Annotated in this window: 13 protein-coding genes; 5 read left to right on the top strand and 8 right to left on the bottom strand. The window is 60.6% G+C overall.

Annotated elements, in window-relative coordinates; translation table 11 throughout:
• The first annotated feature begins 1 nt into the window (after position 1).
• Positions 2-1,633, top strand: a complete 1,632-nt coding sequence (locus tag K0P03_RS34365) for a hypothetical protein (protein ID WP_272792129.1) — start codon at positions 2-4, stop codon at positions 1,631-1,633.
• A gap of 104 nt (positions 1,634-1,737) precedes the next feature.
• Here K0P03_RS34365 and K0P03_RS34360 read toward each other — a convergent pair whose 3' ends face one another.
• Both K0P03_RS34360 and K0P03_RS34355 read right to left on the bottom strand, forming a co-directional pair.
• The gene (locus tag K0P03_RS34360) at positions 1,738-1,935 is read right to left on the bottom strand and encodes a DUF6527 family protein (protein WP_336314313.1); all 198 of its coding nucleotides are present in this window, start codon (positions 1,933-1,935) and stop codon (positions 1,738-1,740) included.
• Between the two features lie 149 nt (positions 1,936-2,084).
• A complete protein-coding gene (locus tag K0P03_RS34355) occupies positions 2,085-2,774 on the bottom strand; it encodes a hypothetical protein (protein WP_272792128.1) in 690 nt (229 codons plus the stop codon).
• A gap of 81 nt (positions 2,775-2,855) precedes the next feature.
• Between K0P03_RS34355 and K0P03_RS34350 the strand changes: the two genes are divergently transcribed.
• Genes K0P03_RS34350 through K0P03_RS34340 form a run of 3 tightly spaced genes read left to right on the top strand, consistent with a single transcriptional unit; the run spans position 2,856 to position 5,722 of the window.
• The gene (locus K0P03_RS34350; protein WP_272792127.1) at positions 2,856-3,743 is read left to right on the top strand and encodes a sce7726 family protein; all 888 of its coding nucleotides are present in this window, start codon (positions 2,856-2,858) and stop codon (positions 3,741-3,743) included.
• Between the two features lie 3 nt (positions 3,744-3,746).
• Positions 3,747-4,688, top strand: a complete 942-nt coding sequence (locus K0P03_RS34345; RefSeq protein ID WP_272792126.1) for a sce7725 family protein — start codon at positions 3,747-3,749, stop codon at positions 4,686-4,688.
• Between the two features lie 11 nt (positions 4,689-4,699).
• The gene (locus tag K0P03_RS34340; RefSeq protein WP_272792125.1) at positions 4,700-5,722 is read left to right on the top strand and encodes an RES family NAD+ phosphorylase; all 1,023 of its coding nucleotides are present in this window, start codon (positions 4,700-4,702) and stop codon (positions 5,720-5,722) included.
• Positions 5,723-5,936: 214 nt separating this feature from the next.
• Here the strand turns inward: K0P03_RS34340 and scpB are convergent, their stop codons facing one another.
• Both scpB and K0P03_RS34330 read right to left on the bottom strand, forming a co-directional pair.
• On the bottom strand, positions 5,937-6,599 hold the full coding sequence (scpB, locus tag K0P03_RS34335; RefSeq protein ID WP_272792124.1) for an SMC-Scp complex subunit ScpB: 663 nt from the start codon (positions 6,597-6,599) through the stop codon (positions 5,937-5,939).
• A gap of 14 nt (positions 6,600-6,613) precedes the next feature.
• On the bottom strand, positions 6,614-7,570 hold the full coding sequence (locus K0P03_RS34330) for a DUF1403 family protein (protein ID WP_272792123.1): 957 nt from the start codon (positions 7,568-7,570) through the stop codon (positions 6,614-6,616).
• A 124-nt stretch (positions 7,571-7,694) separates the two neighbouring features.
• Between K0P03_RS34330 and K0P03_RS34325 the strand changes: the two genes are divergently transcribed.
• Positions 7,695-8,789, top strand: coding sequence for a tyrosine-type recombinase/integrase (locus K0P03_RS34325; RefSeq protein WP_051961367.1), 1,095 nt, complete (start codon positions 7,695-7,697; stop codon positions 8,787-8,789).
• A gap of 74 nt (positions 8,790-8,863) precedes the next feature.
• On the opposite strand, the gene K0P03_RS34320 is transcribed toward K0P03_RS34325, so the two are convergent.
• The 4 genes from K0P03_RS34320 to K0P03_RS34305 all read right to left on the bottom strand — a co-directional run bounded on the left by K0P03_RS34320 (position 8,864) and on the right by K0P03_RS34305 (position 12,707).
• Positions 8,864-9,325, bottom strand: a complete 462-nt coding sequence (locus tag K0P03_RS34320; RefSeq protein ID WP_272792122.1) for an MFS transporter — start codon at positions 9,323-9,325, stop codon at positions 8,864-8,866.
• Positions 9,326-9,482: 157 nt separating this feature from the next.
• Entirely contained in the window at positions 9,483-10,463 is a 981-nt protein-coding gene (locus K0P03_RS34315) for an ExeA family protein (protein WP_003501092.1), read from the bottom strand.
• Positions 10,460-12,112: an IS481 family transposase gene (locus tag K0P03_RS34310; RefSeq protein ID WP_003501095.1), complete on the bottom strand. Its 1,653-nt coding sequence runs from the start codon at positions 12,110-12,112 to the stop codon at positions 10,460-10,462. Before K0P03_RS34310 ends, K0P03_RS34315 begins: the two co-directional genes overlap by 4 nt.
• On the bottom strand, positions 12,105-12,707 hold the full coding sequence (locus tag K0P03_RS34305) for a recombinase family protein (RefSeq protein ID WP_003501098.1): 603 nt from the start codon (positions 12,705-12,707) through the stop codon (positions 12,105-12,107). The genes K0P03_RS34310 and K0P03_RS34305 overlap by 8 nt, the downstream gene beginning before the upstream one ends.
• Between the last annotated feature and the right edge of the window lie 193 nt (positions 12,708-12,900).

Genomic DNA, 12,900 nt, shown 5'->3' with positions numbered 1-12,900 from the left:
TATGACGATCAAGCAGACCTTCTTCAATCTGGCTGACTTGCCGAAGCTCGCGGCGCGCACCTGGACCCCCTTGCGGAGGGTGACGGAGTCGACGCTTAACGATCTCCCGCCTCGGGTCATCTCTGTAGCCGAATTCCACGGGACAGCGACCGCCGCGGTTCATTCCGCCAAGTCCGCTGATGTAGACACGATGGGATGGAACGATGTCGGGCTGAACCCCCATCGGGCAGGTATGGAATCATGGGGCTACCAGTCATCGGATGTGTTCCGTGGCTGGGGAGACACCGAACTTGGCATCAACCTGGTCATTGCCCAGCACCTCGAGGAGCCGAGCAAGGAGATTTGGCATCTGCATCCTGATCTGGTTGTGGCGCTCCGGCTTATCCAGGAAGGCGATCGCTGGTACCGGCCCGAAGAAGGGTGGCCGGAGGTCGTACGGCTGGCCCGAGGCGATAATGGGGAGCCGGTTTCCATCGAGATCAAAACTGAATTCCTCAACGACTATCTAGCAGCACGGGGGATGCGTCTCTTTTGCTCGAGCTATGCCGAGCGGACGGCAGTGACTGAGAAGGATCCCGGCTACGGCTGGTCTCGCAAGCCAATCAACGTGGCTGAGGGGCGAGATCTGCTCGAATACACTACCACCTCGGCAGGTTGGCCCAATCCTCGCGGATCGTTCTTCACCAGAGGCGCCATATGGCGAACTGAATGGCTGGAGCCGGGAACATTCAGCCCTCGTGTCCGCGGTGATAAGCCAGCCGATGAGGTTTCTTTCGTGACCAAGCCGGATGGTACCCGGGTGGCCGCTGCGCGGCTGCATGGAGACATCGGTTGGCTTTACTTTGACCCGGGGATCATCAATGCCTTGCTTCGGCATCGTGGTGGTCGGCTTCATTGGGCGTCGCGAGATACTGGTGGTGTGGGTGCGACCTCAGACACCGTCCATTTCGGTGTCAACGACCTTGGTCTGATCACCGTTTTCGCCAAGGACATCGGCATGCTCAAGCCATGGGAACAGCGAATTTGGGCCGCCCACAACGTCACCCCGGATGGCGGTGTGTCCAAGGAGCTTTTTGAGGCGCAGATGATGGTCCAGCCGGCCTCGACCAAGGCGCCAGAAGCCCTTATTGAAAAGGCCGTCGATAGTGTCGCTTCGAGCTTCCGCGAGCGGTATGGTCAGCAGCTGCTTCGTGAGAATGCCCAGGTGCCGGACTTGTTCACGCGAGCCCATCGGTTCCGAAGTGCGGAGACGGAAGGTTTGCTGGAACTTTCCAAGCAATTGACCCAGCTCTTCACCGAACGGGTTGATGTTGATGTGGTGCTGGCGCAATGCCCCCCATTGGCCAAGGGCGAGAAGAAGCCAGGGTCATTAAAGGCCATTGAGCGCTTGTTGGGTACCGTCCTAACCGAGGAACAGGCCAGGAAGATGATGGGGCCGCTGTTTGGTATGATTGACCTTCGCAATGCCGGTTCGCACCTCGGTTCGACCCTGGTGCAAAGTGGCCTTGAGCGCCTTGGCGTCGATGGCAGGAACCCACAAGCCGTGCAAGGTCTGCAGTTGCTGGAGAGCGTGGTCAATGCGCTGCTTGAAATAGACGCGGCGATTGCCGTTCCAAAGCCGCCAGCCTCCTAAGACCTAGGGAGAATGCCCAGGGCGCGCGGTGTTTCACATGCTTTTTCGTGTATGCGATAACCCAACTACCCGGCTCTCTGTATCGACCCTGGCTAGTCAAAGCGCTAGTCCGCTTCGGAATTGCCGCACCAAACTATCCGGCCCGAACGCAGCCAGAAATGCGACTTGCATCCGGTATTCCGCCAGACGGATGGACGCAAAGTCGGCCGACCCTTGGCATCTACGGCGATGTCCCATCGTGGCTTCCCGGCATCGACCACAAGCATTTCGATCATGGCGCCGCAGCGGCATGGGCACATCATGCCCACACTCCATGGCTCGCCATCATCGATAGCAAGCACCAAGTCCCTGGACGGCATCGCGGAGGGCAACTCGTCTCCCACGACAGTTTGAAGTCGACGCGCGGGGCCGAACCGATCCCACAGACGATGAAACCAGCGGGGCAGGCTCATCACTTTCTGCCCTTTGGCTTGCCGAGCGCGGGAATGCCCAGCAGCGGCTCTTCTGCGCCTCGGGCTAGCTCCGTGTCGGGGTCTCGATCGAATTCGCTCTCCGGGGTGTATTCCTCCTCGGCTGCCGCCAGGCTGAACGTGGTCCGGGCATAAAGCTCATTCGCATCGTGCCTGAAGGGAAAGGTACGAGCGATGAGCTCCATCACGACGGCCGAACTTGCCCGCATATTGAGCGAGATAACGGAAGGGGCCTGTTCGGTCAGCCCCTTGATGTAGCCGGCTTCTTGCTCTTCTTTGAATGCGCCTGGGTTCGCCTTATGCAGCCATTCCGCGCGGAGGCTCTCGGGAGTGAATACGCGCCGGTCAGCAAGAGTAGAACCCCCAGGCTGGACGTAGTCGATCCGGCCACAAACGTCGGCTATTGCTACTCCGTCGTTCCCCACCTTCCGCGTCGGAATGACAACGCCCACGTCGAACAAGGGGATAAGAAAGGCAGACGCGATCAGGTCAACAATCTGCCTTGCCTCGTGGGTGTCGACGCAACTGAAGATGACGTCGCATTGACTGACCGCGAGAATTGCCTCGCGGGAGCCGATGCTCTCAGCAATGGCAGTCGCAACGTCCGGACCGCGATATCCAGCATTGCCGGCAAATATGAGCATGGCGGCTTGATAGGTGAGGTAACCCATTGAGCATTATCGATTTGCGTTGTAGGGCCGCTAAGCTAAACTGGCTCAGTCGCGGCCTAAGTCTGCGCGTCGGGGAAAAACGTGACCGTAAGTACAACAGAACTTTCAGCGCTGACGCGCCTGTTCTCTTCGGCCGTGTTCCAGCAACTGGCCCGGAAGGGGCGCTCTGCGCTGTTTGGACGTCTACTCGGCGAGACCCGCCTCGCCGAGCTGTGCGCGAAAGAAGCCACAGTCGGGGATGCCTTTGAGGCCGCTTTCTCGATTCTCAGGGTCGCCGGACTACGCGATGAATATATCTATCGGTCAGCGCTGACCCACAAGATACTGATGGGCAAACACTCCTTGCGCACCGCCTCAATGCTAAACGAATTTCGCGCCGGATCGTGCAAAGCCGATCTTGTCATTCTCAACGGAACCTCGACGGTCTACGAGATCAAATCCGAGCGAGACTCCCTCGCGCGTCTGATCAACCAAGTGGAAAACTACAAACGCGTATTCGCATCTGTGAACGTTGTAGTCAGCGAGCGCCATGTGGACGGCGTCCGACTGATCCTTCCGGAGGATGTCGGTATCCTGTGCTTGTCGCATCGCTACCGCATCGCGACCGTGCGTGACGCAGTAGATTGTCCCGAGCGAATCTGCCCGGCTACGGTGTTCGAATCGCTTCGTTCAGCAGAAGCTGCGAGTATCCTGAAAGCGCTTAGCATTGCCGTTCCTGATGTTCCCAATACACAGCGCCACGCCGCCATGCGGGCGCTATTCGCGCATCTGGACCCCGTCGCGGTTCACCGCGAAGTGGTGCGGACCTTAAAACGCACCCGCGATCTGGCGCCACTAGCTTACCTCGTCGACCGGCTCCCGCGCTCGCTCCACGCTGCCGCTCTTTCAATTCCGGTGCGCCGTGCAGACCATGCCCATGTGGTAGAAGCGATCTCTACGCCGCTGGGCGAGTCGATGGCCTGGGCCTAACGCATGTATCACCCCTATTTTCGTGGCAAGCAGTTCGAGCTGATCGCCATTCGCGAAACCGCAGCACTGATGGCTGGATCGGGGTTCGTGCCCATCATTGAGCCGGTGCGGGAGGCGCTCAAGGGATTAGAGAGAACCCTGACGGCGATCTGCGACGCCGGCGGCGAGGCGATCGTGATCATTAATCCAGCCTATGGCGATCATGCTGAGGACGGCGTGAGCATCTCGACCCTTCTGGGAAATGGATTTCTAAATAAAGACGGCATTAGCGCCGGCATCTTGCTCACCAACGACATGAATATCGATGACGCGATGGCCTGTCACACCAAGCACCAGGCACATCGTCCTGTATTCATCCATGCCGGTTTCACCGAAGCGAAGGCGCTAGCAGAAGCGCTCGGGAATGACCTCTCTGAGACTCGACACGTCTTCTTCGAAAAGCACTGCCACAAGCTCTACCGGAAACACCTGAAAGGCAGCAAAACCCGTATCCTTCTTCGTGACGGGTTCGAACGGCGGCGCAACGCCGATCATCCAGCAGTCGAATTGTTTTCAGACCTCCACCTCACATTCGAGGAGGAAGACATGGACGGGTTCGGCGACTTCCTAATCGTTGGCGACGACTATGTTGAAGGTGGCGGCCCCGCGTACGCTGTCGCGATCCACCTGACGTTCCTCGACCCCGACAAGGACGAGGTGATGTACATCTATCATTTCGTATCAACGACAAAGGACACGCCGACTGATCCGGGCGGTAAGTTTGCCCAAGCGCTGGCAAAACTGATCGCTAAGCTGGATTCCGGAACCTCCAGACTGTTTGCTAGCACAGCCATCGCCGAATTTCGGGAGTTGCATGAAAAAGGCCACTTCCCGGGGCTCGGGCAGGTCAAGAAGCTTTCGATGCGCCATCATATCGAGACGCTCGCAGACTTTTTTTCCGAGTAGCGGGCAATCACATGCCGAAGTTCTGTTGCCCCGAATGCTTCGACGACCGTGGCCTTCGCCGCGACATCATCCCCTCGCTCAGCCATGGAATGGGGGACTGTGACTTCTGCGGGTCGACAGCCGTTATCCTGGTTGAACCACGTGCCCTCGCTGACATCTTCGAGTTGTTAATCGGGATCTACGAAGCAGATTCCGCGGGCAAAACCTTAGTTGAATGGATGAAAGATGACTGGCAGCTGTTCAGCCATGCCGCAATGGACGTTGCGCATTCGAAGGAGCTACTCGCTGAGATTCTCGATGACGGCGACATCGTCCGCAAGCCGTTCGCGCCGTCGTCCGCCTATGACAGCAAAGCTCTCGCGCAATGGGAAAATCTGCGCGATGAACTGATGTGGAAGAACCGGTACTTCCTGGACGAGGTCCTGGACGCGGATCGGCTGCGGGAGTTGCTTGGCCATTTGCCGACGGATGACATGCCTGCGAAGTGGTACCGGGCGCGTATCCTGTCCGACGACACAGTTTATCTTATTGGAGAAATGGGTGCTCCGCCAAAGCGGCTTGCATCACACGGGCGCGCGAACCCGCCCGGCATTCCATATTTGTATCTCGGTTCAATTCCAGAGACCGCGGCCGCGGAAGTCCGGCCTCATACCGGCGAGGTGGCGTGCGTCGCCGAGTTCACAATTCCTATGCCGCTGCGCGCGGTGGATTTGCGTAACCCGCGCAAGCTGGTGTCGCCCTTCCTTTTGGCCGATGCGAGCGCGATCGGTCAGCTGCGGGCGGACATTGCGTTTCTGGAGCGGCTTGGGGATGAGTTGACACGCCCTGTGCTGCCTCGTGGGGCCGCAATCGATTACATTCCCAGCCAGTATCTCTGTGAGTTCATCAAGAAGAACGGCTATGACGGCGTCGTTTACCGCAGCTCGGTCAGCGACGGGATGAACTTAGCGCTATTTGATCCCGCGAAGGCGATCGGCGGCGCAGTCTCAAAGTTTAACATCACGAAGGTCACGGTCCAGGTTGACCCCGCCTGATCGCCGCGATGAGCGCCAACTCGGCTGTTTCCAACTTTCCTTATGGGACGTGGGATATGCGCGTCATGCCATAGTGCTGTCGTTGCGATCCGGAGCGCTATCTCGATATTTCGATTGATGAAATATAAAGTCTAAGTTGCGGTGCGGCGAAGATGGCGGGTGGTTGAGCGCTTCCGAGCATCCATACAACCGTGGCACTGACACTCCCAAAATCCTATGCCTCGTCAGCGGAGCGGTCACTGCCAATCGGAACGTCGCCGTGCTGGCCATGGTCGCTGGAGAGAAGACCAGCATCTTGGAGCGCCTCAATTTCGGGAAGATCACGAAGCGTAGCTAGCCCAAAATGCTCCAAAAACCCCTTGGTTGTCACATAAGTGAACGGCGCCCCGGCCGTCGGGCTGCGGGGTCCCGCGGTGATCATGTTCTTGTCCCGCAACGCCCCGATGACGTCGCGCGACACCTCCCGCCCCAGGATTTCCGACACCCCTGCTCGCGTGACTGGCTGGTGATAGGCGATCGACACCAACACCATGGCCTCGTTCTGAGTCAGATCGATCGCCCGGTCCGGCACCGCAGCAGACGTGGCGATGGCATCGGCATAGGCCGTTCGGGTGCGGAACGCCCAGCCCCCAGCGACACTGACCAGGTCGTAGGGTTTGCCCCGCAGGCTTTCACGGATGTCGTCAATGAGCAGGTCGATGCTGGCGTCACGACCGATCACCCGCGCCAGGACCTCGCGCTCCACCGGCTTGGGCGCCGCGAACAGTACGGCTTCGATGCGGTTCATCCATTCGCGCCAGCGTAGGTCAGCCGGCATATCGACCAGTTCGGAATCGAAGATCGGCGGTTCGGCATCTGTCCTTTTGCGCCTGGCCATCCCGTTGCCCTGCCTCACAAACCGTAGAGCCGGAACGTCGGCCGGCCACTGAGTTCGCGCACTCCCCCCAACTCTCCCAAGCGATCGAATAGCCGCCGAGCCCCGCGCGCCGACAGTCTTGGGCTGGACCAGGAGCCCGGCACCGCGTCATCGGACAGTAGCAGTTTGATGACGTCGCCAGCACCTTTAGCGCGCAACTTTGGCGCCGCCGAAGCCAGTATTGCCGCCCGCTGCCCCAGCTCTGACCCGAGATCGCAGGCTTCTGCCGCCGCCGTGGCGTAGGCCCAAAACACCGCCTTGCCCCAACCTTCTCCTCCCGGCCGGATGCGTTTGCGGTGTTCGCCCGATTTAAAGGTCGGCGAAGCCACCTGCCCCATCAGCAGGGGCACCGGAACAGGCCATCTGAACTTCTGGGCGAGGACCATGTCAGCAAGCCAAAAGGCCAACAATTCGGCATCGGGCCGGGCCCGGTAGACGGCAGCGGCAATCTCGGCCGCCAAGGCTGGAGCCGGCCGCGACGACGCCGTCAGGTCTTCGGCATTGGCGACAACCTCGGCAAGAACGTCATCCCACTGCAGAGCAAAATGCTGTTCGACCACCGGGCGTACCAACTCTGCGTCGCAACTGGTGGTCCGGCTGGCCAAGCGGCGCCAGGCCATCAGCAGGTGCCCGGCTGGCCCAGGATCATCGCCCTTGCCGCGCAGAAAATGGGTATCGCGCAACGCGGATTCGTCCTCGCGCCGACCGGTCAAGTTCACCGCCGCGCTAGCACTATGCAGGGCCAGTCGCTGGCGCCAGGCACCGGCCCAAGGACAACTCTGCCGCACTAAACTATCCAACGAATTCAACGCTGCACCCGCCATGTAAGCACCGTCGACATCGTAAGAAATCTCGCCGCGCGAGCGCGCCCAGGCCGGCACCTTCGGCACTGGTGGCAGATCGATCTCGAGCAAATCAGCAGCGATTTTCATGCAAACAGAGTAACACGCAGCGGCGCTTTTTGCTACCGATTTGGTTGTAAACCGCCCTACCTGTCGGCATCTCAGAACGAATGATAATCTTGCATTATCGGACGTTTTGCTCATTATAGAGAGAATGCCCCAAAACCTCGACGAAACCACGCAAAACGACGCCGGCAACGCCCCCCTGCCCTGTGCTGCAGCCGCGGCACCCGTCGGCAATTCCGCCGTGTCGATTCCGGGCGGCGATCGCGCCCATTTGCGCGGCCTGGCGGATCGCGCCCGGGACTATGTCGAGGCAGCCAGCTCGGCCAACACCAGGCTGGCCTACGCCTCGGACTGGAAGCATTTTTCTGGTTGGTGTCGCCGGCAGGGACTGGCAGTGCAGCCGCCCGATCCACAGATTGTTGGCCTCTACATTACGGCCTGTGCGACAGGCCAGGCTACGGTTGCGCCAAATGCAGTCAGCACCATCGAACGCCGGCTCTCGTCGCTTTCCTGGAATTACACCCAGCTCGGGCAAGTCCTAGATCGCAAGGATCGCCACATCGCCACAGTGATGGCTGGCATCCGCAATACCCACGCCAAGCCACCACGGCAAAAGGAAGCCCTGTTGCCCGAGGATCTCCTGGCGATGCTGGAAACCTTCGACCGCGGCAGCCTGCGTGGCATCCGCGATCGCGCCATGCTGCTGCTGGGTTTCGCCGGCGGCCTGCGGCGCTCGGAAATCGTCGGCCTCGATGGCGGCGAAGGGCAGAGCGAGGACGGCCGTGGTTGGATAGAGATCCTGGACAAAGGGATGGTCCTGAATATTCGGGGCAAGACCGGATGGCGTGAAGTGGAAATCGGTCGCGGATCCACTGATGCCACCTGCCCCGTTGTGGCAGTGGAAACCTGGCTTAAGCTCGCTCGGATCGCGCATGGCCCGCTGTTTCGCCGTGTGACTGGGCAGGGCAAGGGCGTCGGCGCCGATCGACTGAACGACAAACAAGTCGCCCGCCTGGTCAAGACAGCGGCACTGGCGGCCGGGGTACGGGGCGACCTTTCGGAAGATGCCCGGGGGGGCTTGTTCGCCGGCCATTCTCTGCGGGCCGGTCTCGCCTCATCGGCCGAGGTCGACGAACGCTACGTCCAGAAGCAGCTAGGGCATGTTTCGGCTGAGATGACCCGTCGCTATCAACGCCGGCGGGACCGCTTTCGCGTAAACCTTACCAAGGCTGCGGGACTATAGCCCCTTGCCCTGCTGGGATGCCTGAAAGCTGCCATCAAGCGACGTCAACGTCCACCATGATGCCAAGGCATGAGCTAGGCCAAATCTTCCGGGTTTATCCGCGGATGGGTCTCCTCACCGAATGCCCACAACACCAAGCCCGACACCATCATCGAAAGTGCCACGAACCAGAATGTAGCCTCGAGAGCGCCGCTGAAATGGGCAACCAGGCCGAGCCCGAGCGCACCAATGCCATATCCAAGGTCACGCCAGAACCGGTAAATGCCAATGGCTGAGCCGCGCCAGCTGGGCGGGGCGATGTCGGCCACGGCTGCCGACAGATTGGGATAAAGCAGGGCCATGCCGAAGCCGGCGATGGCGGCCGATGCGGCCCACCACCAAACGCCGCTGCCTATCACCACCATGGCGACCCCGAGGCCCGAAATCCACATGCCGAGCACATTGGGCCAATGACGCCCAACGTGATCGGAAAGTCGACCGGTGAAGAGCTGTGAGCCGCCCCAGGCGAAGCCATAGGTGTAGCGGCTTGCCAACATAAGCGCCTCTGCTCGCAAACATCGGCATTTTCTGCTCGAATTATCTGACAATGGAGCGGGCGTCGTGCTCACGCTCCCTGCCAATGTGCTCGCAAACATCCGGGTCTGCTTGCAAACATCCCCCACGTGCTCAGATTAATTGCCAGCGACGGCATGGTCAAACCGGGACGCCTGCCTGTCGTAGTTGCTCGGTCAGCTGACGGGAATATTCGGGATCAAGGGTGCCCGCCAGGAAGGCGCGGATATCCGACGGCCGAGCATTGAGGTGCGTGACCAGAGCCGTCGCATCGTAACCATTTCGGGTCAACGTCGGTTCGAGATCGTCGATGGCGCGGGACAGGACCTGCTCGACGATTTCGGCGGTAACCGGCTTGGCGCCGAGGCGAAAGCCCTGCTCGAATGCGAGGGTGAGATGCATCTCGATCTGAAGCGGCGTGCGCAAACGTTCGGCGATGAGGTCGATGGCTTCTTCCTCGAGGAGTTCGCCAACCTTTACGCCTTCGGCCGCACAGGCGCCAAGCAGCCAGGCAACATAGTCGCGGCGCGCGGAGCCGATCCCCTCGTAGTCAAAAATGGTCGTGCGGTAGCCAATCTCCTCCATTTGCGGCCGGCGCAGATCATTGCGCAACCGGGGATGCCCGACAAGAAGTACGGAAAGGAGCACGCCGGCGTCGGCGACCACCTCCATCAGTCGCTTCAGGCCGGTTAAGGTCTTGTGGTGCAGGTCATGGGCCTCGTCGACCACGAGGACGATCGGCCGTTTGCCTTTTTTCATGATGTCGCGCAGGTCGCGCTCCCGGCGCTCGGCCTGCTTGGGGATCTTGACCTGCGCACGATCGCCGGGAGACAAGTCGTAGAACAGGGCTTCAATGAGCGATGGCAGCGAAGTGCGCCGCTTGTCGACCGCCAGCGATTTGGCGAGTGCGACCTTGCCGGCTTTGGTGAGTTCGGCCTCGATGCGGCGCAAAAGGTGGGTTTTCCCCGAACCGACCAGGCCGGAGACCACGACAAGCCGACCGGTCTGGACGGCCGCACACACCTCGCGGATGATCGTGCGCTGATGCTCGGTCTCAAAGTTGCCGGCCCCTTGGAAAGGCCGGTCGAGGCCGTAACTGGATTGAACGTCAGCGAGCATCATTCTTCCTTTCTTCGCGCCTGGAAGCGTTCGCGGATACGGGCCGCGATCATCTTTTTGTCGAGTGTTTCTCCAAGCAGTTCATTGATGAAGGCGCGGTCACCGGCATTCATCGCGCCGATCGGCCGGCCGAGCTGGTCGGCGATGGCCCCACGGGCTGCGAGGCCATTTGGATAAGCGGTCTCTATTGCGGGTTCCGGAAACGGTGTCCGCCGTACACTCAGCCCAGCCGTGGTCGGGGGCAGCGAAGGCAATGGACGATCCCCGCCGGTGACCGCGGCGCGGGGGAGCCCAAGTTGGTCTGCCAGGCGCACCACCTTGTCGAGCCGCTCTTCGAGCTTGCTCTTCTGGTATTTGCGATAGCGAAAGAGGGGAACCGCCCCGCGCGAAGGTTGGAATGGACCGAAGCGCTTGCCCTCATGCTCGACGAACAGTTCCTGATCGAACAGGCCCCAGAGCAAGGTCACCGTTTCGCCGGCAAGTTCGGGCTCGACCTCATAGGATGCGCCTTCGACCGATACGGTCGCGTCTCCAGCAACCGTCCGTCGTTCCGGTTCGCGCGCAAAGGCGCAGAACCGCTCCCAGGAGCACATCGCCCGCACCCCGTCAGGAGGAAGATGCCGCAGCCAATCCTCGATGCGTGCATGAGACTCTGTGCGATGGTCGCCGTTATTGTAGGTGACCAAGGCGCGCCTGAGCCAAAGGTTGGCTTCCTCTTCGTCCTTCGGCTTGTGGAAATGATAGAGGGTCTCGTGCACTTCCTTGATCGTGCGAAACGGCCGCTCGACCTTGCCTTTCGCTCGCGCCGGCGTGCGCCGCTCGCTGTCCGACGGGGGCATATGCGTGAGAACCCGGACACCAAGGCTACCCATGACGGACTGGAAAACGCGCGAGCGGCTCACCGGCCCGTTATCCATATGGATGGTCGTTGGAATCCCCTGAAGCGGCAGTTCCGGTTCAGGCTTGGCGGCGAAGGCATTGTAGAGAAAGCGCAAGGCGGACTCCGCGTCCTCGCCGTAGACGGAGCGGTATTCCTGATAGCTCGCGCCGGAGCGATCATCGACCACGGAGAACAGCATCAGCGTCGGCCGGCCGCGCCCTTCCTCGACCCAAAGCGGCGCTTCCACCTGCTTCAGGTCGGACGGGCTCATGTCGAAGTGCCAGAGTTCGTTGGAACGCCGCGCCTGGAATCGGACGGCAGCCACCGGGCGGGTGACGCGCGCATAATCCAGGCCGGAAACACGCAGCAGCCGATCGACCGTTGCGCGTTTCAAGATGCCGGGCGGTGCACGGACCAGGCCATCGGGCGTCACCACGCCGTCTTCCTCAAGCAGCTTGATGGCGCGCGCCGTGGAGATATGCCGCCCCTTCCGGTTCGCCGTTCTGATCTTCAGGGCCGCGATGATTTCGGCATAGGTTTCCATCTCCGGCTGCGGGGCGATCCGGGAGGTTCCGTGATCGGCGCGCCGTACGGATTTCGGGCGGTTCAACTCCCGCAGCGCCCGATACAGGGTCCAGATCGAGATGCCGTAGGCATCGGCGGCACGAGCAACAATCTCGGTACGGCCTGGATCACGGGGAGAAAGCAGCGACAATCGGCGTCGAAGATCGACAAGAGCCTCTCCGGGCGGCCGCTTTCTCCGCTCAGCCATGGACGTCCTCGGATTCCACTGTTTTGGGAGAGCCACCCTTCTTGCCGATATGACGATAGAGGGTTGCAACAGAAACCCCCATGCGCTGCGCAATATTGCGTACCGGTATGCTGCCTTCCTTCATCAGGGCGCGCGCCGCGGCAATATCGCCCGGGCGCATCGCGGGCGGGCGGCCACCCTTGCGGCCACGTTGCCGCGCCTCGACCAGTCCAGCCGTCGTGCGTTCGCGGATCAGAGCACGTTCGAACTGGGCGATCGCACCGAAGACATGGAAGGTCAGCATGCCGCCCGGCGTCGTCGTATCAATGCTCTCGGTCAAGGACACGAGCCCGATCTTCGCGCGCTCCAACTCTTCCGCCGTCGCGATGAGCTTCTTTAGCGATCGCGCCAACCGATCGAGTTTCCAGACAACGAGCGTGTCACCAGTGCGAAGCACGTCGGAGAGAATTCGGCCCAATTCCGGGCGGTCATCGCGAGCGCCTGACCCGCGCTCGGTAAACACCTTCTCGCAACCGGCGCGTCTCAGCGCCTCAAGCTGAAGCTCCGGATTTTGATCGATCGTGCTGACCCTGGCGTACCCGACCCGCATAGCCATCCAAATGTTCTTGAAAGTCGTTGGACACATAGCATTTTGCGACAACCGTTTCTATAACAGTTTTGAGAAGATTCCATCGCGCCATTCAAGGGGCGTGACGGCATGCGCTATGGCATGCTCAAAAACCCTCGTTTATGACAAACGATCCATGGAAACCAACTATGTGTCTGACGGCCGAATATTCGCGACATGG

It is taken from the genome of Shinella sp. HY16 (assembly GCF_028534175.1).
Taxonomy (GTDB): Bacteria; Pseudomonadota; Alphaproteobacteria; order Rhizobiales; family Rhizobiaceae; genus Shinella.
This window is presented reverse-complemented; position numbering and strand designations above follow the sequence as displayed.